This window comes from Mesorhizobium sp. ArgA1 (assembly GCF_053714375.1).
This window is the reverse complement of the sequence record NZ_JBSKBQ010000013.1, coordinates 25,459-45,398: the sequence shown is the minus strand read 5'-3', so window position 1 is coordinate 45,398 and position 19,940 is coordinate 25,459. Positions and strand designations below refer to the sequence as shown.

Annotated in this window: 16 protein-coding genes and 1 tRNA gene; 6 read left to right on the top strand and 11 right to left on the bottom strand. The window is 62.5% G+C overall.

Translation table 11 applies throughout. The annotated features are described in order from the left end of the window. Positions 1 to 34 precede the first annotated feature (34 nt). Positions 35 to 1,468, top strand: coding sequence for an aldehyde dehydrogenase family protein (locus ACWGTI_RS23775; protein ID WP_454589375.1), 1,434 nt, complete (start codon positions 35 to 37; stop codon positions 1,466 to 1,468). A 63-nt stretch (positions 1,469 to 1,531) separates the two neighbouring features. On the opposite strand, the gene ACWGTI_RS23770 is transcribed toward ACWGTI_RS23775, so the two are convergent. From ACWGTI_RS23770 to ACWGTI_RS23725, 10 genes are all read right to left on the bottom strand, one after another. After that, a complete protein-coding gene (locus ACWGTI_RS23770) occupies positions 1,532 to 2,842 on the bottom strand; it encodes an HlyD family type I secretion periplasmic adaptor subunit (protein WP_454589374.1) in 1,311 nt (436 codons plus the stop codon). Then, a complete protein-coding gene (locus ACWGTI_RS23765; protein WP_454589373.1) occupies positions 2,839 to 4,575 on the bottom strand; it encodes a type I secretion system permease/ATPase in 1,737 nt (578 codons plus the stop codon). Before ACWGTI_RS23765 ends, ACWGTI_RS23770 begins: the two co-directional genes overlap by 4 nt. A 34-nt stretch (positions 4,576 to 4,609) precedes the next feature. Beyond that, positions 4,610 to 5,002: a hypothetical protein gene (locus tag ACWGTI_RS23760; protein ID WP_454589372.1), complete on the bottom strand. Its 393-nt coding sequence runs from the start codon at positions 5,000 to 5,002 to the stop codon at positions 4,610 to 4,612. Positions 5,003 to 5,194: 192 nt separating this feature from the next. After that, positions 5,195 to 8,536, bottom strand: a complete 3,342-nt coding sequence (locus tag ACWGTI_RS23755) for a M10 family metallopeptidase C-terminal domain-containing protein (RefSeq protein ID WP_454589371.1) — start codon at positions 8,534 to 8,536, stop codon at positions 5,195 to 5,197. Between the two features lie 346 nt (positions 8,537 to 8,882). Beyond that, positions 8,883 to 9,380 carry a hypothetical protein gene (locus tag ACWGTI_RS23750; protein ID WP_454589370.1) on the bottom strand — a complete coding sequence of 166 codons (498 nt, stop codon included), beginning with the start codon at positions 9,378 to 9,380 and terminating at the stop codon, positions 8,883 to 8,885. 286 nt (positions 9,381 to 9,666) lie between these two features. Next, positions 9,667 to 9,957, bottom strand: coding sequence for a hypothetical protein (locus ACWGTI_RS23745; RefSeq protein ID WP_454589369.1), 291 nt, complete (start codon positions 9,955 to 9,957; stop codon positions 9,667 to 9,669). 95 nt (positions 9,958 to 10,052) lie between these two features. After that, positions 10,053 to 10,682, bottom strand: coding sequence for a hypothetical protein (locus ACWGTI_RS23740; protein ID WP_454589368.1), 630 nt, complete (start codon positions 10,680 to 10,682; stop codon positions 10,053 to 10,055). Between the two features lie 235 nt (positions 10,683 to 10,917). Next, complete coding sequence (locus tag ACWGTI_RS23735; RefSeq protein ID WP_454589367.1) at positions 10,918 to 11,448, bottom strand: DnaJ domain-containing protein; 531 nt, start codon at positions 11,446 to 11,448, stop codon at positions 10,918 to 10,920. Positions 11,449 to 11,823: 375 nt separating this feature from the next. After that, positions 11,824 to 11,897: transfer RNA gene (locus tag ACWGTI_RS23730), tRNA-Gln, on the bottom strand. 148 nt (positions 11,898 to 12,045) lie between these two features. Beyond that, positions 12,046 to 12,978 (bottom strand): lysylphosphatidylglycerol synthase domain-containing protein, encoded by a 933-nt coding sequence (locus tag ACWGTI_RS23725; RefSeq protein ID WP_454589366.1) that lies wholly within the window; start codon positions 12,976 to 12,978, stop codon positions 12,046 to 12,048. A gap of 285 nt (positions 12,979 to 13,263) precedes the next feature. Between ACWGTI_RS23725 and ACWGTI_RS23720 the strand changes: the two genes are divergently transcribed. Together ACWGTI_RS23720 and ACWGTI_RS23715 are read left to right on the top strand one after the other, a co-directional pair. Continuing rightward, complete coding sequence (locus ACWGTI_RS23720) at positions 13,264 to 14,604, top strand: Ppx/GppA phosphatase family protein (protein ID WP_454589365.1); 1,341 nt, start codon at positions 13,264 to 13,266, stop codon at positions 14,602 to 14,604. Positions 14,605 to 14,662: 58 nt separating this feature from the next. Then, positions 14,663 to 15,373 (top strand): RlmE family RNA methyltransferase, encoded by a 711-nt coding sequence (locus ACWGTI_RS23715; RefSeq protein WP_454589364.1) that lies wholly within the window; start codon positions 14,663 to 14,665, stop codon positions 15,371 to 15,373. Between the two features lie 194 nt (positions 15,374 to 15,567). Here ACWGTI_RS23715 and ACWGTI_RS23710 read toward each other — a convergent pair whose 3' ends face one another. Beyond that, positions 15,568 to 16,989, bottom strand: a complete 1,422-nt coding sequence (locus tag ACWGTI_RS23710) for an MFS transporter (protein WP_454589363.1) — start codon at positions 16,987 to 16,989, stop codon at positions 15,568 to 15,570. Positions 16,990 to 17,319: 330 nt separating this feature from the next. Between ACWGTI_RS23710 and guaB the strand changes: the two genes are divergently transcribed. Genes guaB through ACWGTI_RS23695 form a run of 3 tightly spaced genes read left to right on the top strand, consistent with a single transcriptional unit; the run spans position 17,320 to position 19,853 of the window. Continuing rightward, on the top strand, positions 17,320 to 18,822 hold the full coding sequence (gene guaB, locus ACWGTI_RS23705; RefSeq protein ID WP_454589362.1) for an IMP dehydrogenase: 1,503 nt from the start codon (positions 17,320 to 17,322) through the stop codon (positions 18,820 to 18,822). A gap of 19 nt (positions 18,823 to 18,841) precedes the next feature. Next, the gene (locus tag ACWGTI_RS23700; RefSeq protein WP_454589361.1) at positions 18,842 to 19,411 is read left to right on the top strand and encodes a hypothetical protein; all 570 of its coding nucleotides are present in this window, start codon (positions 18,842 to 18,844) and stop codon (positions 19,409 to 19,411) included. 22 nt (positions 19,412 to 19,433) lie between these two features. Beyond that, a complete protein-coding gene (locus ACWGTI_RS23695) occupies positions 19,434 to 19,853 on the top strand; it encodes an MAPEG family protein (RefSeq protein ID WP_454589360.1) in 420 nt (139 codons plus the stop codon). Positions 19,854 to 19,940 lie beyond the last annotated feature (87 nt).

Below are 19,940 nucleotides of genomic sequence, written 5' to 3'. Positions count from 1 at the left end.
CCCACATTTGCTGGCGACCCCCAGGGAGAAGTCCATGTCTCACAATCTGCAGTTCTATATCGATGGCGCCTGGGTCGATCCGGTCGTGCCCAACAGTTTCGATGTCATCGACCCCTCCAACGAGGATGCCTTCGCGCAGATTTCGCTCGGCTCCAAGGCCGATGTCGACAAGGCGGTGGCCGCGGCAAAACGCGCCTTCGATACATACGGCTTCACCTCGGCCGAGGAACGTCTCGACATCCTCAATCGCATCATCGAGGTCTACAAGAACCGCAGCGCCGAGCTGGCGCTGGCCGTATCGCGCGAGATGGGCGCGCCGCGCCAGATGGCGCTCGACAGCCAGGTCGGCATTGGCCTCGCGCATCTCATGAAGATCGCCGAAGTGCTGAAATCGTTCGAATTCCGACACGTCAAGGGCTCGTCCCTGATCGTCAAGGAGCCGATCGGCGTCGTCGGCTTGATCACGCCGTGGAACTGGCCGCTGAACCAGATTACCTGCAAGGTCGGTCCGGCACTCGCCGCCGGCTGCACCATGGTGCTGAAGCCGTCGGAAATCGCGCCGCTCGACGCCATCATCTTCGCCGAGATCATCGACGAGGCCGGCGTGCCGAAGGGCGTCTTCAACCTCGTCAATGGCGACGGCCCGGGCGTCGGCCAGGCGCTGTCCAGCCACCCCGACATCGACATGATGTCGTTCACCGGCTCGACCCGCGCCGGCATTCTGGTTGCCAAGGCGGCCGCCGACACGGTCAAGCGCGTGCATCAGGAACTTGGCGGCAAGTCGGCCAACATCCTGTTCCCCGATGTCGATCTGCAAAAGGCCGTCAGCAAGGGCGTCGCCGGCTGCTTCAGCAACTCAGGCCAGTCCTGCAACGCGCCGACGCGCATGTTCGTGCCGCGCGACCGCCATGACGAGGCGGCCTCCTATGCCAAAACGGCGGCGGAAAAATTCACCGTTGGCCCCGCTGATGCCGCCGGTTCCAAGCTCGGCCCGGTGGTCAGCCAGCTTCAGTTCGACAAGATTCAGGACCTGATCCAGGCCGGCATCGACGAAGGTGCGACATTGGTCGCCGGTGGGCCCGGCCGCCCGGCCGAACTCAACCGCGGCTATTACGTCCGCCCGACCGTGTTTGCCGACGTCACGCCGGACATGCGCATCGCCAGGGAAGAAATCTTCGGGCCGGTGCTGGCGATCATGCCTTATGACACCGTCGAAGAGGCGGTCGGCACCGCCAACGACACCGTCTATGGTCTGGCCTCCTACATCCAGGCCAAGGACATCCAGAAGGCCCGCGAGGTCGCCGCCCGCATGCGCACCGGCAATGTCTACATCAACTATCCCCAGTGGGACGCCGGCTTGCCCTTCGGCGGCTACAAGCAATCCGGCAACGGCCGCGAATACGCCGAATACGGTCTCGAGGATTTCCTCGAGATCAAGGGCATAGCGGGCTACGAGGCGGCGGAGTAGGGGCTAACCCTTCGGGATCGGCAGCCAGCCGGTCCCGGTGCTCCAGCTCTCAAAGGTGCGGCTTCACTCTTCCCGGAAAGCTTTCTCGATCTGGTCCGACAGCGGCTTCACCAGATAGGAAAGCATCGTGCGATCACCCGTCGGGAAGAACACCTCAGCCGGCATCCCCGGCGCCAGCGAAAGCCCGTGCAGCTTGGCGACCTCGGTTTTCGGCAGCGTCACCCGCGCAACATAGAAGGCTGCTCCGGTGCGCTCTTCGGTGGTGAGATCCGCCGAGATCCGCGACAGCGTCCCGGTCAGTTCCGGCGTGGTTTGCCGATTGAAGGCCGACAGGCGCAAAATGGCATTCTGGCCCATCGTCACCTGGTCGATATCCTGCGGTGCAATATGCGCTTCAACGGTCAGGTCGTCTGTTACCGGTACGATCTGCATCACCTGTTCGCCGGGCGCGATGACCCCGCCAATCGTATGCACGGCCAACTGCAGCACCACGCCATCCTGCGGGCTGCGCAGATCGATGCGCTTCAACTGGTCCTCGGCCGCTACCTTGCGTTCGACGAACTCGGAGATCTTCCCTTGCGTTTCGCGTAAATCGTTCGCGACCTCGCTGCGAAGATCCTGGTCGATCTGGATGATCTGCAGTTCGATCTCGGACGCCTTGCCTTTCACCTGGGCAATTCCCGCCGTCAACTGCCCATGCTCGCCTTCGAGCCGCACCGCGTCCCGTTCCAGCGCCGTCATGCGCTCGATCCCTATCAGCTTGCGATGCCACAGGGACCGCACGCCCTCCAACTCGATCTGGATCAGCTCGATCTCGCGGCGTTTGGCCTGCAGCTGCTCGGTCAGGCCGGCGGTCTCCTGCGTCAATTGGGCGATCCGTTCGCGCAATTGCGATCGCTGGCCAGATCGAGCCTGGCGCCGGAAATCGAACAGTGATTGTTCTCCGGCCATCGATGCGGCGACACCAGCTTCGTCGCCCCGCGATGTCAAAACCTCCGGAAAGCTGATCGTGTCCTTGCCGTCACGCTCTGCCTCCAGGCGCGCCAACCGTGCATAAAACTCATCCAGACCTTTTGAGACGATCGCCAGGTTGGCGCGCGTTACCGTCTCATCCAGGCGCACCAGAATATCGCCGGCTTTGACCCGGTCGCCTTCACGCACCCTGATCTCGCCGACCACGCCGCCCGTCGGATGCTGAACCTTCTTTACATTGGAATCGACCACCAGCCGACCAGCTGCGATCACCGCACCCGACATTTTGGTCACGGCCGCCAAGCCGCCAACACCTCCGACAAGCAGCAGACAGGTAGCAACCCCGGCCACGAGATAGCGGTGGACCTGCTTATGATGCAAAGCGCTTCTGTCCTCGCTCATGCCGGAATGCCTCTCTCCGTGGCGGCAACGACCTTGAGCGGTGCTGCCGATCGGAAAACCTTGTTCAGCACCTCATCCTTCGGACCGAAGGCCTGCACATGCCCATTGGCCATCACCAGCACCGTATCGACATTGGCCAGGACAGTGGATCGGTGCGCGACGACGATAACGATGCCGCCGCGGTCCCTGATGCCCTGGATGGCGGCGGACAAGGCCACTTCACCGTCCGCATCGAGATTGGAATTCGGCTCGTCCAGGATGACCATGAACGGATCGCCATAGAGGGAGCGCGCAAGGGCGATACGCTGCCGTTGCCCGGCCGACAGCGAAGCACCAGCTTCGCCGACCCTTGTGTCGTAACCGTCGGCCAGATGCACGACGAGATCATGCACGCCGGCGGCCTTGGCCGCCGCAAGCACCATGTCGGATGACGCATCCGGGTCGAAGCGGGCGATGTTCTGCGCAATCGTTCCGTCGAACAGCTGCACATCCTGCGGCAGATAGCCGATATGTTTGCCGAGCTCCTCGCTCGGCCACTGGTCAAGCGTCGCGCCGTCCAGCCGCACGGCGCCCCGCGCCGGCAGCCAGACACCCGCAAGCGCACGCACCAGCGACGATTTGCCGGAAGCGCTCGGACCGATGACCCCCAGGCCCGATCCCTTGGCCAGTGAAAAACTGGCATCCCACAGCACCGGCTTCTGTTCGCCCGGTGGCGCGACACTGACATTCTCAACCACCAGCGCGCTGACCGGCGCGGGCAGGGTTACGCCGGTTGCGCCTTCCGGCAGCGCAGCCAACAGCTGCTTCAGGCGTGCCCAGCTTTGCCGCGCCGCAATGAAACCCTTCCAATGCGCTATCGCCAGTTCGATCGGAGCCAGCGCCCTGCCCATCATGATCGAGCTTGCGATCATGATGCCGCCGGTCGCCTCTTGCTTGATCACCAGATAAGCGCCGATCGCCAGCATGGCGGATTGCAGCATCAATCGCAGGATCTTGGAAATCGTGCCAAGCGTTCCCGCCACATCGCTGGCCGCCGCATGGGCGTTCAGGTACTCGGCATTGACGACATGCCAGCGCTCGGCGATACGCCCGCCAAAACCCATGGCCTGCATGGCTTCGGCATTGCGCCTTGTCGCCTCGGCCAACGTGCTTCGGACGGCTGCGTGCTGTCCGGCGACCCTTGTCGGGCCGCGGGTCCGGAATTCGGCCAGAAGCGTCAGCGCAAACAGGACAACGGCGCCAGCAAGCGCGGTAACGCCGATCCAGAAATGAAAAATGAAACAGATGCCGATATAGAGCGGCATCCATGGCAGGTCGAACAGCGCGGTCGGTCCGGCACTGCCGATAAAGGCGCGAACCTGGTCCAGATCCCGCAAGGGCTGCAGTCCGTCACCGGAAGGCTTGGCGCGCAGCGGCAGGCGCATCAGCGCCGAATAGACGGACGGGCTCAGCTTTGCGTCCAACCCCTGTCCCAGCCGCACCATCAGGCGAGAGCGGATCAGCTCCAGCACCCCCTGAAACACGAACAGTGTTCCTGCAAGCACCGCCAGGCCGACCAGCGTCGGCACGCTGCGGCCCGGAACGACCCGGTCATAGACTTGCAACATGAAGAACGAGCCCGTCAGGGTCAGCACGTTGACGACCCCGCTCATCAGGACAATGCCCGAAAAAGCACGTCGAAAGGACGACAGAATTCCGACCAGCGTAAGCGGCGGCGATGGCGTCAGCTGCATGCAGGCTCGCAATCAGGATATGGCATCTCGCCCCTCAATACGTAACTGCCTTGAGTGTGACATGGACCGGCAAGCCGGCCTCGAACCGGGCACTGCCCCTGGCCACCAGCCAGCCATCGGCACGCTCCAGGCGCGCAACGACCTGCAGCGTTGGTGAAGCAGTCGAGCTTGCGGGCAAGGGCAGGGAAAATTCTATCGTCTTTGAGCCGCCCTCGCTTTTGAGGCTCGTTTTCGCGGCGCGACGTCGCGCACCGTCCTGAATGGCGGGGTCCTCGAGGTAGATCTCGAGATGGCCTTCCGGGATAGTTTTGCCGCCCGCGAAGGTGACCGCGCCATGAATATCGGTCGATTGCGCAGCCGCTGCCCCGGCGGCCGCGGCGACAGCCGCGACTCCGGCGGCCATCAATACTGTGCGGCGGTCGGTCATCCGTACTCTCCCTTTTTCGCTGCGTTACCTCTGCCAGCTGCACAGGGGTGACCAGCGTCGTACCAACGCATGTTGCCCAAACGTGGACCCGGGGCATGCACAAAACCGAAGACTAAAAACGCGTCGCCTCTATCCGTTTCAACGCGACGCGGTTCAGGAGGGGAGCCTGGAAGCACCCCTCCTGGCAACGCGTTAGATGACAATGAAGTCTGCAGCCGAAAGATCCAGGTTTGTGTTCAGGTGCGCAAATTGAATGGCCGCTTCCTGTCCGGAACCATCGGCGTCGTAAGACAATATTCCACTGTCGGTGTCGTAGATGATGCGGTCGTCGGCATCATGAGCAGCACCGGCTGCGCTCTTGTAAAATGAGCCCAGGGCGAGGGCGCCGTCGCCGCCAACGCTTGCAAAGATGAGGTTGTCCAGCAGGATCGTATCGTCGGCGACCTTGAAGTCCTTGATCCAGTCGATATTGCCGTTCCCGAGTTCTGTCGAGAAGCGGAAATAGTCCTGGCCGGCGCCCCCGGTCAGCGTGTCGGCAGCCAGCCCGCCATCCAGCAGGTCGTTGCCGCTGCCACCGTTGAGCGTATCGGCGCCCGCAACGCCCGGCTGAGCCGGCGCGGGCGGGAATTCGACCGATACGTTCACCTTGTATGTCGAGCCCACCGGCACCTCTTCCACCCAGCCATCCCCCGGAGCCGTGTCCGACCAGCGGCCTTCCAGAATATAGTAGGTTCCGGTCTCCTGGACGATGAAGCTCGTGCTCGAATCCCGGCCGTTTGTGGAGCCAGGGTCGTCGCCGCCATCGTCGTTCTGGGCGACGACATTGCCGTCGCTGTCCAGCAGCCTGACGATGCTGTCGTGGACGTTGGGGTCGGCAATTCCATCGATGTCGATGGTGATGATCGTGCCGGCCGCCAGGTTGACGCTGTAATATCCGCCCAGGCCGTTTCCGGTGGCGTTGACGGTCGTATGCAACGTGGTCGTCGAGTCGAAAATGTCGGGGTCGGCGGCCAGCGAGAAGTTGTTCGAAATGTCGAAGGCAGTTGACGTCGAATTGTTCGTCGCCTCCGGTCCGAGCGTGGCGTAGCCGGTGCCCATACCCGGGCGTGGCGGAGCATCGCCCTGATAGGCGAAATCGCCGAGCAGGGTGTCATCGCCGCCGCCGCCGTCGATCGTGTCGGCGCCGCCCTGGCCGGTCAGCACATTGGCCGAGCCGTCGCCCGTCAGGTGGTCGTTGAAGCCCGAACCGGCCAGATTTTCGATCGAGATATAGGTGTCGCCGCCGGATTTGCCGCCACCCAGTTTGAGGCTGAGCCCACTGGTCGCGTCGGCATAGTCCGCCGTGTCGCTGCCGGCCCCGCCATTCAATATATCAGCGCCGCCGCCGCCGGTCAGCGTGTCGTTGCCCGCGCCGCCGGAAAGTTTGTTGGCCTGGGCGTTGCCGATCAGATGGTCATCGAAGAATGAACCGACGGCGTTTTCGAAGCCGACGAGGATGTCGTGCCGGATAACGGTGCCGCGCCCGACGATCTGCACCGGGCCGTCGCCGTCGCCGCCGTTGGCCGTGCCATTGGCGAGGTCGATCGTCACACCCGAGGAGCTGCCTTCGTAGACGACCGTGTCGATACCGGCGCCGCCATCCAGATAGTCCTGGCCGGCGCCGCCGATGATCGTGTCGTTGCCGCCTTCACCGTAGAGGATGTCGCCGTCATTGCCGCCATCCAGTATGTCATTGCCGCCGCCGCCGTTGAAGTAGTCGCCGCCGCCCCGGCCCCAGAAATGATTTGCCGCTGACGTGCCGATGAAACGGTCGATGCGGTCATCGGATCCGATCAAATTCTCGATGCTGTAGAAGGTGTCGCCCGTGGCGGTGCCGCCATTGGCAACGTTCGTCTCCAGATTGACCAGCAGCTGGAAGGGGCTTTCCTTGCTGTAGTCGACCGTGTCGACGCCGGCGCCGCCCCTGAATATATCGATGCCATCCTGGCCGCTCAGCGTATCGTCGCCGTTGCCGCCGTCGAGAATATCGTTGCCCTGGCCGCCGAGGATGGTGTCGTTGCCATTGCCGCCATAGAGCGTGTCGTTGCCGTCGTCGCTCTCGGTCTGGTCGGGAAGGTCGGCGACGTCGATGGTGTTGTTGATGTCGCGGCTGGCGAGCGAGTCGCGGCCACCGATGATGAGGTCATCGCCACCCTGGCCGAAGATCGTGTCGTTGCCGGCGCCGCCGTCGAGCGTGTTATTCCCATTGTCGCCGATAATGACGCTGGTCATCGTGTTGTCGCCGATGATGGGAGGCGTTTCGCCGCCGCCACCTCCCGGCTGGGGTGTCGACTCGTCGGCGTAGATGATGTGTTCGACGTTGGCGATTTTGCCGATCCGCAGGCTCCTGGACATCAGGATGACCGTGTCGTCCCCGCCATCGGCTTCTTCGCGCACGATGTCGTCGAGGGAATCGACGAAGTAGGTGTCGTCACCGCCATTGCCAGCCATGCGGTCGCCGCCGCCGCGGCCATCCAGCACGTTGTCTCCGTCATTGCCGATCAGGACGTCGTCATGGCTGCTGCCGATGCCGTTCTCGATGTAATAGTCGGTGCCATCGGCGTTGTGGCCGGCAAAGATCGACACATTGTTGCTGTGGCCGTTGACGCTGGAGAACTGTCCGGCGCGCAGGTCAAGGATCGTGCCGGCCGTGGAGCCCGAGAAGTCGATCGTGTCGGTTCCGCCGGTGTCATGGATCACAAAACCGACATCGTGCTGCATGCCCGAGGAGGTCAGCTGGTAGCCATATTGTGTGCTGCCGAAGCCGTAGACGTTGTCCCCCGTGTTGAGGTCGATATGCTGATAGGTGCGTACCCCGTTCTCGTCGACGGTCGAGAAAAAGCGACGGATGACGGCTTCGATGTCGGCCATCATGGGCGTCGCCGCCGACCAGCGGGTGGGTTCGCCGACATCGATCCCGTCGAAATAGGACATGACGCTGTATTGCTGACGGTCGTAGGTCCAGGTCGCATTGTTCAGATAATTAATCTGTACGCCGCCAGGACCGCTGTAATTGTAGAGGCCGGGATGGTTCAGGCCGAACTCGTGGCCGAATTCATGGATGAAGGAATCGAACACATAGCCGCCAATATCGGTCTTGTTGTGCTCGGTGTCGTGGAAACGCTGACCTATGCTGACATAGCGGTCGTTGGAATAGGCGCTGCCGTCGTCCTCCTCGCCCAGTTCCGGGCTGACAACCTGCATCCAGTCCGTTGCGCTGTTGTATGGTGCATTGTCGACGATTTCGAATTTCAGAGGGGTGACCGAGGCCCACATCTGCAAGGCGCCGATCGCAGCGGCCTTGTATTCCGGATGGTCGTTGAGGTCGGAGACATTGATCCGTAACGTTCCCGCCGCGATCGCCGGCGTCAGCGACCGGTCCAGCGCTCCGAGGTAGTCGAGGAAGGCGCCGTAATCTTCGCTTTTGCCATACGGATTATCCGGCGTCTGGTCGTTGACCCACCATTGATCGCTGGTCTGGCTTGGGTTCGGCATCGTTGGGACTCCTTGTCTTACAACCGTGGCAATTACGGCTGTACGGTTTAGCTTGTGCCAACCACCGACAAGCATCGTTTGCGCTTGCCGGTCGAGCCCCGTCCCATTGACAACAATGCTATTGGAATCTTCGCTTGTCTAGCCTCTGTTCGCGCTCAGTACATATGAGATTATTGGCGCGCTTGCGTCGGTGGACTTTGAGATACTCGCTTGCTGTTAGTTGCGCTCGTGCTAATATATGTTTTGTATTACCTCGCCCGGCTTCAGCCCAGCCAGAAAGGCCAAGGTGCTGGGGCACTAGACGGCCGGCTGATACCAGAAGCTGGCGCGAACGCGGAGGCGTGCTTCAGGAACGGCGCGCGAAATGCTCATACGTCACGCGCCAGGGGTCGCTCTCCGCGCGTCTCTCCTCGCCGATCCAGTGAAAGCTGTCGGCGGTGATCTCGGTGAACCGCCACCGAGCCTGCAGACCGCGCGAGTCGGTGCCGATCTGGACAATGTCTTGGCCCTCGGCCCGCCCGATCTGGCGCGAATAGTCCTGGTTGAGCGGATCGCTCCAGATGATGTGCCAGCCAGCGATCCCGGGATCGAAGATGCGCAAGGTCGTGCCATACATGGTGGAGGGGGCAGGGCGCCTTGGTCTGATCCAGATGTCTTGAATGGCGCGGCCTTCGAGCACCCAGCCGAAATGGCATTCGCCATCCCATTTCTGAATTGTGCCGTCGTCGCGGTGGTGGAGCGTCTCCATGTCCCAGCCGCCAATCAACCATCCATAGAGATCCATGTCTTTCGCTTGGTCGGCCGGGGGACCTTCAGATCCGAGAGCGGCGAGAAACGTCGTCATGATTGTCTCCACGGCAAGCTGCGCCAAAACACTGCAACGTCGGCGCCACAATCACTGCAGCGTTGCGGGCTCAGGGTCTTGGGAAAAATTGCTGTAATGCCGCGGCGCCGGCTTCCGCGTTCGCGCCGTGTCAGACCCATGCGCCGGTGCTAATGTAGCGACGGCGGGTACCCCAATGCCCGCCTGGCCGGCGCCTCCTCAGGCAGTCTCTTCGATGAGCGGCGCCGGCCGCCGGCCTGGGCGGAGACCAAATTCCTGCTGCAAGAATATCTGGCCCTGCTGGCGGTTATTGCTGGGCAGTTTTGGTAGGCATTCCGATATCGGTCTGTATTCCCAGAACGTCCGCGGCCCAATCGCGCAGTTCCGGAGAAGAATCGCTGGATTTCATGATCGATACGGCCAGCGCGGCCATGTCCGCGGGCGGCTTGTTGTGCGAAGTCACATAGGTGAAATAGCCGGCCATGATGGCGCAGCCTATCGAGATGACCGGTGGGACGATTGTCGCCAAAGTTATTGCGCGCCAGCGTTTGGGCGGGCCGGGTTTTGGAAGTTCATCTTCATCCAAAAGGTCAGTCATTCCATTTTACCCATCAGCCGGGAGAATGCTGAGCTGCAAGGATCATCTACATTAGTTAAAATGCGGATAAATCTTACTGGGACACTGTCGCTGCCCTAGTCGGTCCCTAGCGGTGCCTCGTCTTCCCAGCCGGCCAGCTCCGGCAGGTCGTCAAGCCAGCTCCTCTCTGTCATCGAGGTTTCGCCGGCCTGCGGTGCCGCCTCTGTGGCGTTTTGAATGAGCCAGTCCATCCACTTGCGATAGGCAGCCGGGGCCAGTTCGGGCGGCAGCACCTTGGCCTTGGCCAGCATGCGTTTGCGGAAACTGACTTGCCTGCGCAGCTTGGTCGTCGTGAAGTTGATGGTCTTGCCCTGGTATTCAACCGTCCAACGCCCATCCCCGTGGCTGGCGAGCCTGTCGATGGCAAAACCGGCATCGACCGGCCTGTCGCGCCAGGGAAGCTCGATGGCGCTCCTCCTCAGATCGAGTGCCCATCGCCGGTAGTCGGCGCCGGCACGCAGGGGCGGCAGCACACCAGCCTGTTCGAGGATTTTCCTGCGGAAGGTCGGCTGTTTCTTGATCTGCCCAGTGGTCAGTTCGACGCGATGCCCACGCAGTTCGACGTGCCAGCGGATCCTGCCATTGCCCACATACTTCACCAGCCTGTCGATGACGAACTCGTCATCGGAAAGCGTCACGCATCCTTGGGCGACGCTCTCGAGAATGTACTGGCTATCGGTGGGCATGATTTGGCCTTGTGCGGGAATCTGCACGAAGCTTAGCCGGTGCACGCACCAGCGGCCACCGATCTTCTTCGCTCCGGGACTCTTGGCTAGCTCAAGGCGTTTGAGAGGTCATCGAATAGCGCCTCCATGCCAGATTCTGGATCGAACCGTGTCGATGATGTGAATCCCTGTTTGAACACAGCCTCGCTGCGGTCCCGCCGGACCTGCAAATAGCCCAGGTCAACGGTTCAGTGTTCTACGGTCCCAGGAGCCGAATGCTGGTATCGCGACGCAGTTCGGAATCGGCGCGGTCGACGCCTTCAACCGTGATCGCGATTGTCCCGTTCTCAATTCTTGCGATCCACCCCTTCGCCTTCATGTACCAGAGATGGAATTCGAGATGCTCTCGCGGACAGCCTAACAAGCGTTCGATTTCGACGTCGCCAATGCCGGGGTTGCTGACATCCTGGCGGCGCTTCACATAGAGCAGGGAAAGCAGTTTGGCCTGAACCACGGCGTCCTTCTGAACGCCCTTGGCGTCGCTTGCTTCCTCCACCAATTGAATGTGCAGACCGGCATGCTCCCGATAGGAGATGTCGTACTGCGCGCGCTTGACCGGATCTTTCAGGACGTTGTGTGCTTCTACTATTTCACTGAAGCGGGCTTCATTTCCGGTTTGCTGATTGTCGGGATGATAGCGCATCGCAAAATAGCGGAATATTCGCTCAAGCGTCTCCGAGTTGGCGTTCGGGCTGATCTCCAAGAGTTCGTAGTAATCGACGAACAATGCGCTGCTCCCTCAAACATCGCCCCCGAAAAACCAAAAGCCTGGGCCGCCTTATCTGTTGCGATCCAAGCCGTCAACCGTCGGGTTTCTCAGCGATGTTGCGCTGGCTTGAGGCCAGCCACAAGCCGGACTTTGGTCCCGGCCTAAGCCGGTACCGGCAAGGCAATAAACGCGCTGGCCTAGTTATCAGCGGCAGGCGGCCGGCCGAATGGTGTTCCAATGGATGAACGCGGCAGCAAAATAGCGGTCATTGCGGAAGCCGACGAAGTGATAGCCTTGGCTGTGCCGGTTTCAGTGCGTCCGATGTCCATAGGGTGTTCCTGTTCTTCCGAGTTTTCTCAGAGGAAGTTTGCAGGAAGTTCAAGGAGATGGCTTTGGCTGGGGAACCTGGATTCGAACCAGGACTAACGGAGTCAGAGTCCGTGGGTCTACCGTTAACCTATTCCCCAGCAGGCGCTGTCGCGCTGGTGGGCCGCCGAAGCAGCCGCGCGTGCCTTGTAGCCGCCGCCGGAAAATAGTCAAGCCTGCGCTGCGTTTCAATCTCTGAGTTTCATCAGGGCAGGCGCGTCCGGCCAGCGCCGGCGTCCAGGGCGATCCTCAGCTCTCCGTTCGGCTGTATTGCGAATGCTCGAAGAACAGCACCACGCCAAGCGCGATCAGCAGCGGGATGATCAGGTAGAACAGGCGAAACACCAAAAGTGCCGCCAGCACGCCGACCGGGTCCATCTGCGACAGGCCGGCGAGGAACACGACCTCGAACACGCCGAGCCCGCCGGGCGCATGCGAGATCTGCGCCACGGAGAATGACACCAGGAACACGCCGAGGATGACGAAATAGCCGGGATTGCCGGCCACGGGTAGGGCAAAGAAAATGATCGCAGCCGCTGCCAAGAGTTCGATCGGGCCGATCAGCAATTGCCGCGCCACGATCGGCAGCGCCGGATAGTGCAGCTGGAAGCCGGCGATTTTCAGCGGCTTCAGATGCAGCCAGCTGCCGAAGATATAGGCGCCGACCAGAATGAGCAAAGCGAGGCCGGCCGCGATCGACAGCCCGTGATGGGGTGCGCCGGAAAAGCGGCCGATGATCTGCGGCTCGAACACCAGCACCAGGCCGCCGACCAGCAGGCTGGAGAGCACGAAGGTGATCCAGCAGATCGCCACCAATATGCCGACATCCTGGCCGGTGAGCCCCCTGGTGCCATAGGCGCGGTAGCGGATCACCGCGCCCGACAACACCGAGCCGCCAATGTTGTGCGACAGCGCGTAGGTGGTGAAGGAGCAGAAGGTGACGAACAGCCACGACACCTTCTTTCCGATGTGCAGCAGCGCGATGTGGTCGTAACCGGCGAGTGAGGCATAGGCGACCACCGCACTCAGCGCCGCCAGCACCCAGCCGCGCGTCGGGATGGCGACGATGCCGTCCCAGACATCGTCGAGCGAAATGCCGCGCAGCTCATGCCACAGCAACAGCAGCGAGAAGATCACCGCTGCAATGCCGATGACCGGCCACAGATAGCGCCTCCAGTTCATGGAGTTCTCGTCATGCGTTGCTGCCCATCGCCCAGGCGGGCGCGAAAAAATCCGCGATTCACCAACACTACCCCTCATTTCAGAAATGCCTCATTGAAGCCGGCTATTCAACCGGACAAGCCGCGCTATTCCACCCCAAAAGCATTGCCGCTGCATGATGCCGGCAAAATTTGCCCCGCTGCTCTTGGTGATCGGGTCCGGCACTGATACTCTGGCGGCAACTTAAAACATTTAGGTGCCTGCTGCGTCCGGTTTCCGGTTCGCGCGGCGCCGGAAGGACCCGAAGTGGAAGACCACGACACCGGCGCAGGCGCGCCGGAAGTGGGCGTGTCCAGGGCTTCGCCGCCGTCAGGTCGGCCGAGCCCCTCCGCCGGGCGGCCCCGCCAGGCGGGGCCTCAGTCCGGTGACGGACAGGCCGGCGACGCCCAGCATCAGCGAGGCAAGGCGAGAAAGCGGCGCAAGCGCCGGCGCGGACGCAAGGTTTTTGCACGCGATGAGTTGGCGGTATCAGCGCACCTCGTTGCAGCCGGCCCGCCGGCCGTCAGCGTCGCTGCCCCGCCTCTGGTCGCGCCTCCGGCGCCGCAGCCCAGGCCTGAACAGCCCATTCAGCGGCCGCCGATGCAGGAACTGCCGGTGTTTGCCGCGCTCGATCTCGGCACCAACAATTGCCGGCTTTTGGTCGCGGTGCCGCAGCGTCATGGCCAGTTCCGCGTCATCGACGCCTTCTCGCGCATCGTCAGGCTGGGCGAGGGGCTGACCGCCAATGGCCACCTGAGCCAGGCGGCGATGGACCGCGCCGTCGAGGCGCTGAAGGTCTGCGGCGACAAATTGCGCAACCGCAAGATCAGGAAGGCGCGGCTGATCGCCACCGAGGCCTGCCGCACCGCCGACAATGGCGTGGAATTCCTGCAGCGTGTCGAGCGCGAGGCAGGGCTGAATCTCGAGATCATTGACCGTCAGACCGAGGCCCGCCTTGCGGTGTCGGGCTGCGGCTCGCTGGTCGAGCGCGACACGCAAGGCGTTGTGCTGTTCGACATTGGCGGCGGCTCATCCGAAATCGCGCTGATCGACCTCACCGGCCAGCGCTCGCCGCGGCTGGCCAACCACATCGTGTCGTGGACCTCGCTGCCGGTCGGCGTGGTCTCGCTGGCCGAGCGCTTCGGCGGCCGCACGGTGACCCGCGAGATTTTTGCCGCCATGGTCGACGATGTCGCCGTGCGACTGAAAGCCTTCGACGGTCGCGACCGGCTGAGCCATGTGCTGGCCAGCCCGAAATTCCATCTGCTGGGGACGTCCGGAACGGTGACGACGCTGGCTGGCGTCCATCTCGATCTCGAACGCTACGACCGTCGCCGCGTCGACGGACTGTGGATGGACCGCGACAGCGTCGACCGCATGGTCGAAAAGCTGGTCGGCTGGGATTTCCAGCAGCGCTGCGCCAACCCGTGCATTGGCGCGGACCGCGCCGATCTGGTGCTGGCCGGCTGTGCTATCCTCGAAGCCATTCGCGCCGTGTGGCCATCGGAGCGCCTGCGCGTTGCCGATCGCGGCCTGCGCGAGGGGATTCTGAGCGAATTGATGGCCGACGACGGCGTCTGGCGCAACAGTGGGCGAGGCAGGGCATGATCCCGAAAAGTGGCGAGCGGTTTTCGGAAAAGATCATGCTCAAACAAGAAACGAAGTCATGACCAAGAAACCGGAAAAGCTGGGCTCGGCGAGCATTCGCGTGCTGAAGACGCGAATCAAGAAGAAGTCTGGCCTGAAGGAATCGTCACGCCGCTGGCTGCAGCGCCACATCAACGACCCCTACGTCCAGCGCTCCAAGGCCGATGGCTACCGCTCGCGCGCCGCCTACAAGCTGATCGAAATCGACGACAAGCATCATCTGCTGAAGCCTGGCATGAAGGTGATCGACCTCGGTGCGGCCCCCGGCGGTTGGTGCCAGGTGGCGGCCGCGCGGACGAAATCCACCGCGGAAAACCCGCATGTCGTCGGCATCGACTATCTCGAAATGGATGCGGTGCCCGGCGCGCCGGTCCTGCTGATGGATTTCCTCGATCCCGATGCGCCGCAAAAGCTCGCCGAGGCGCTTGGCGGTGACCCCGATGTGGTGCTTTCCGACATGGCCGCGCCGACCACCGGCCACAAGCGGACCGACCACATCCGCACCATGCATCTGTGCGAGGTGGCTGCCGATTTTGCGCTGTCGGTGCTGAAGCCAGGAGGGCATTTTCTCGCCAAGACCTTTCAAGGCGGCGCCGAAAACGAGCTGCTCTCCATGCTCAAGAAGAATTTTCGTTCGGTGCACCACGTCAAGCCGCCGGCGTCGCGCGATGAGTCAGTGGAGCTTTATCTGCTGGCGAAAGATTTCAAAGGGCGGGACGGCCTAGAATAAGGTTGTGATCCGGCACACCCCCCTCTGTCCTGCCGGACATCTCCCCCGCAAGTGGGGAGATTGGCGGTTTCAACGCTTCGCCAGCCTTCAGGTGTTGGAGATTGGCGAAGGCCGAGACGGCATCTGATCTCCCTCCTTGCGGGGGAGATGGCCGGCAGGCCAGAGGGGGGTGCTGTCCCGCCAGCGTTGGAAACTCACTCTGCCGGTGATCTGGCCGGCTCCAGCGTCTTCGGCGTCGTCAACCGGCCATGTCCCGACACCGCGTTGCCGGCATCCGGCGCCAGCCGCATGAACGATACTGACGCCGCCGCCGAGACCGCCGCCACGATGAAGAAGGCGATGTGGAAATCGCTGAGCATCAGCGGGCCGCCATGGATCGAGGTCGAGACTTCCAGTATGCCGCCGGCCAGCGCCACGCCGAGCGCGATCGACAACTGCTGGAACACCGCCGTGATCGGCGTTGCCTTGCTGGTGTCTTCGGCCGACACCTCGGCATAGGACAGCGCGTTGACGCCGGTGAAGAACATCGAGCGGATGAAGCCACCGACCAGCAGCATGGCCAGCATCAGCGCGTAAGGCGTTTCGGGCGTGAACAGGCCGTATATGGCGATCGATGCGGCGGCGATCAGCGAGCCCCAGATCAACACCCGGCGGAAGCCGGCAAGCCGGAAGATCAGCGCAGTGACGAACTTCATGCCGATGGCGCCGATGGCCGAGACGAAGGTGATCATGCCCGACTGGAACGGCGTCAGCCCGAAGCCGATCTGGAACATCAGCGGCAACAGGAACGGCACTGCGCCGATGCCGATGCGAAACAGCGAACCGCCGAGCACGGAGGAGCGGAACACCTGGTTGCGGAACAGTTCGAGCGCCAACAGGGGATTCTTGGCTCGGCGCGCATGCAACAGATAGAGCGCGCCCGTCACCAGGCCGACGGCCACGGTGGCAAAGCCGATAATCGGCGGCAGATAGGGCAGGCTGACAACCGACAGGCCGAACACCACACCCGACGCCGCGAGCCCGGAGAGCACGAAGCCGATGAAGTCGAGCGGCGGCGTCTCCATCGAGTCGGTTTGCGGCAGGAAGCGCGTCGCCAGCCAGATGCCGATCAGGCCGATCGGCACGTTGATCAGGAAGATCCAGTGCCAGGTGAAATAGGTGGTGATGAAACCGCCGATCGGCGGGCCGACAAGCGGACCGACCAGCGCCGGCACGGTCAGCCACGACATGGCGGCGACCAGTTCGCTCTTCGGCGTCGTGCGCACCAGCACCAGGCGGCCGACCGGCGTCATCATGGCCCCGCCTATGCCTTGCAGGAAGCGCGACACGACGAAGGCCGGCAGCGAATTGGAAATGGCGCAGGCGATCGAGCCGAGGATGAACACCCCGATCGCGGCGCGAAACACGTTCTTGGCGCCGAACCGGTCGGCCATCCAGCCGCTGATCGGAATGAAGATCGCCAGCGACACGAGATAGGCGGTCAGCGCCAGCTTGAGCGCGATCGGGCTGGTGTGGATGTCGACGGCGATCGCCGGCAGCGATGTCGCAATTACGGTCGAATCCATGTTTTCCATGAAAAGCGCGACCGCCAGGATGAGCGGAATGATGCGGTTCAACGAACGCGTCCGAATTGGTCAAAAAACGCGTGCCGGCCAATCCAAGCAATGAAAAGGCGGCAAGCCGATACAAACGGGCGGTTATCATAGCTTCGGCCGGATGTCGCATTAACTTGCTGTCACTTTTGTGCGACCGCAAGCCTTGGTGGCGGCTAACAGGGCAACCGCAACACTTTGCGGTGAGATGCAATCATCTTCTTTCCAACGCCATCGCGACGTGTTACCAGCCAGCGCCAATCCTGAAAGGGAAGAAACGAGTCGGCGCTGTCCATTGCGGTCCAGCGCTTTTTTGTATTCTCCCATCGCTTTTTCGTATTCGAAGGACTGGCCATGGCAAAAATCATCGAAACGTCCACCGGCGCTCTGGCGCTGACTTTTGACGACGTGCTGCTGCAGCCCGGTCACTCCGAGGTCATGCCCGGTGAGACCGACATCCGCACCCGCATCGCCGGCGATATCGACCTCAACGTGCCTATTCTCTCGGCCGCGATGGACACGGTCACCGAGGCGAGGCTTGCGATTGCCATGGCCCAGGCCGGCGGCATCGGCGTCATCCACCGCAATTTTTCGCCGGCCGAACAGGCCGAGCAGGTGCGCCAGGTCAAGAAATTCGAATCGGGCATGGTCATCAACCCGGTCACCATCGGCCCCGACGCGACGCTGGCCGATGCGCTGGCGCTGATGCGCACCTATTCCATCTCGGGCATTCCGGTGGTCGAGAATGGCGGCACCGGCGGCCAGAAGATCGGCCGCCTGGTCGGCATCCTGACCAACCGCGACGTGCGCTTCGCCTCGGATCCTTCGCAGAAGGTCTATGAGTTGATGACCCGTGAGAACCTGATCACGGTCAAGGAGAATGTCGACCAGGACGAAGCCAAGCGGCTGCTGCACCAGCACCGCATCGAGAAGCTCGTCGTCGTCGACAAGCAAGGCAATTGCGTCGGCCTGATCACTGTCAAGGACATCGAGAAGTCGCAGCTGAACCCACATGCCACCAAGGACGCGCAGGGCCGCCTGCGCGCCGCCGCCGCCACCAGCGTCGGCGATGACGGCTTCGAGCGCGCCGAACGGCTGATCGATGCCGGTGTGGACCTTCTGGTCATCGACACCGCGCATGGCCATTCGCAGCGCGTGCTCGATGCCGTGACGCGTGCCAAGAAGCTCTCGAATTCCGTGCGCATTCTCGCCGGCAACGTCGCCACTGCCGAAGGCACGCAGGCGTTGATCGATGCCGGGGCCGACGCCGTCAAGGTCGGCATCGGCCCGGGCTCGATCTGCACCACCCGAATCGTCGCCGGCGTCGGCGTTCCGCAGCTGTCGGCGATCATGTCGGCTGTCGAGACGGCGCACAAATCCGGCGTGTCGGTCATCGCTGACGGCGGCATCAAATATTCGGGCGACCTGGCCAAGGCGCTCGCCGCCGGCGCCAGTGCAGCCATGATCGGCTCGCTGCTCGCAGGCACAGATGAAAGCCCGGGCGAGGTCTATCTGCATCAGGGCCGCTCCTTCAAGGCCTATCGCGGTATGGGCTCGGTCGGCGCCATGGCGCGCGGCTCGGCCGATCGCTACTTCCAGGCCGAGGTGCGCGACACGCTGAAACTGGTCCCGGAAGGCATTGAAGGGCAGGTGCCTTACAAAGGACCTGTGTCTGGCGTGCTGCACCAGCTTGCAGGCGGGCTAAAAGCCGCTATGGGTTATGTCGGTGGCCGCGATCTTGCCGATTTCCGGGAGCGCGCCACCTTTGTGCGCATTTCCAACGCCGGACTTCGTGAAAGCCACGCCCATGACGTCACGATTACCCGCGAAAGCCCCAATTATCCTGGCGGAGCCTGACCAGCAGCCAGAGCGGCACATGCTCTGGCGCCATCAGGCGGCGATCGTGCTGCGGCTGGCGCGCCATGCGGGCGCGCTGTGTTTTGCCTCCGCGGCGGTTTTCATCGCCATGACGCTGCTGGAATTCTTCTATTTCCGGCAGTTGAGCGGCGGCCTGTCGTCGCTCGATGTGCGCTTTGAAGGGTTCACGCCGGATGAGGGCATGGCCTGGCTGACAGCGCTCGGCCGGCGTGGCAGCGAGATCATCCTCGTCTGGCACTACCTCACTTTCGACCTTCTGTTCCCGGCGCTGCTGTCACTGACCATGGTCAGCCTGATTCTCGCCACAGGGCGGCGGCTGAAGCCCTTTCGCGCCCTGCCCGTACAGGCGCAGCCGCTGTTGGCGCTGTTTGTGGTGCTTCCCTACACCTGCGCCGATTATGCCCAGAACATTGCGGTCGCACGGCTTTTGTCCGATGCGCTGTCGGCCAATCCGGATTCGCTGTCCTTCGCGTCGTCGCTGATCGTCACCAAATTCGTGCTTCTGGCCATACCTGTCGCCGTCATCGCGGCCTTCATTGTCGCCAGCCGGCGACGTCCACAGGCATGAACGACAAGGCAGGGGCAACGCCATGAGCCAGACCGCAATCTTCTGGCCGATGCTGGCGCAGGTGCTGCTCGTCTATATCGTCTATGTGGTGATGGGCCGGCGCCGCTACGGTGCGGTCAAAACGGGCGAGGCCAAGGTTGGCCAATACAAGGCGCGCACGACCGAGCCGGCGTCCAGCGTCACGGTCGCCAACAATCTCATCAATCAGTTCGAACTGCCGGTGCTTTTCTACGTGCTGTGCCTGGCCCTGCACGCGACCAATGGCGTCAATTATCTGACCTTGGCCTTGATGTGGATTTTCGTGATTTCCCGCTATGGCCATGCCTGGGTCCACCTCACCAGCAACAATCTTCGCTTTCGCAGCCGCGCCTTCTACTTGGGCGCGATCATTCTCTTGCTGGCATGGATTCTGTTCGCGCTGCACCTGCTCGGCCTGGTTTGAGCAGGCGCTGACTTTCCCTTCCCCTTTTGGGAGGAGGTGGTCGAGCGAAGCTCGGTAGCATGAGGGGCGTTCCAGCTTGGCGGGGAT

Coding starts and splice junctions, on each gene's coding strand:
- ACWGTI_RS23775 (WP_454589375.1), top strand. CDS start 35: ATGTCTCACAATCTGCAGTTCTATATCGATGGCGCCTGGGTCGATCCG.
- ACWGTI_RS23770 (WP_454589374.1), bottom strand. CDS start 2,842: ATGAGCGAGGACAGAAGCGCTTTGCATCATAAGCAGGTCCACCGCTAT.
- ACWGTI_RS23765 (WP_454589373.1), bottom strand. CDS start 4,575: ATGCAGCTGACGCCATCGCCGCCGCTTACGCTGGTCGGAATTCTGTCG.
- ACWGTI_RS23760 (WP_454589372.1), bottom strand. CDS start 5,002: ATGACCGACCGCCGCACAGTATTGATGGCCGCCGGAGTCGCGGCTGTC.
- ACWGTI_RS23755 (WP_454589371.1), bottom strand. CDS start 8,536: ATGCCGAACCCAAGCCAGACCAGCGATCAATGGTGGGTCAACGACCAG.
- ACWGTI_RS23750 (WP_454589370.1), bottom strand. CDS start 9,380: ATGACGACGTTTCTCGCCGCTCTCGGATCTGAAGGTCCCCCGGCCGAC.
- ACWGTI_RS23745 (WP_454589369.1), bottom strand. CDS start 9,957: ATGACTGACCTTTTGGATGAAGATGAACTTCCAAAACCCGGCCCGCCC.
- ACWGTI_RS23740 (WP_454589368.1), bottom strand. CDS start 10,682: ATGCCCACCGATAGCCAGTACATTCTCGAGAGCGTCGCCCAAGGATGC.
- ACWGTI_RS23725 (WP_454589366.1), bottom strand. CDS start 12,978: ATGAACTGGAGGCGCTATCTGTGGCCGGTCATCGGCATTGCAGCGGTG.
- ACWGTI_RS23715 (WP_454589364.1), top strand. CDS start 14,663: ATGACCAAGAAACCGGAAAAGCTGGGCTCGGCGAGCATTCGCGTGCTG.
- guaB (WP_454589362.1), top strand. CDS start 17,320: ATGGCAAAAATCATCGAAACGTCCACCGGCGCTCTGGCGCTGACTTTT.
- ACWGTI_RS23700 (WP_454589361.1), top strand. CDS start 18,842: ATGCTCTGGCGCCATCAGGCGGCGATCGTGCTGCGGCTGGCGCGCCAT.
- ACWGTI_RS23695 (WP_454589360.1), top strand. CDS start 19,434: ATGAGCCAGACCGCAATCTTCTGGCCGATGCTGGCGCAGGTGCTGCTC.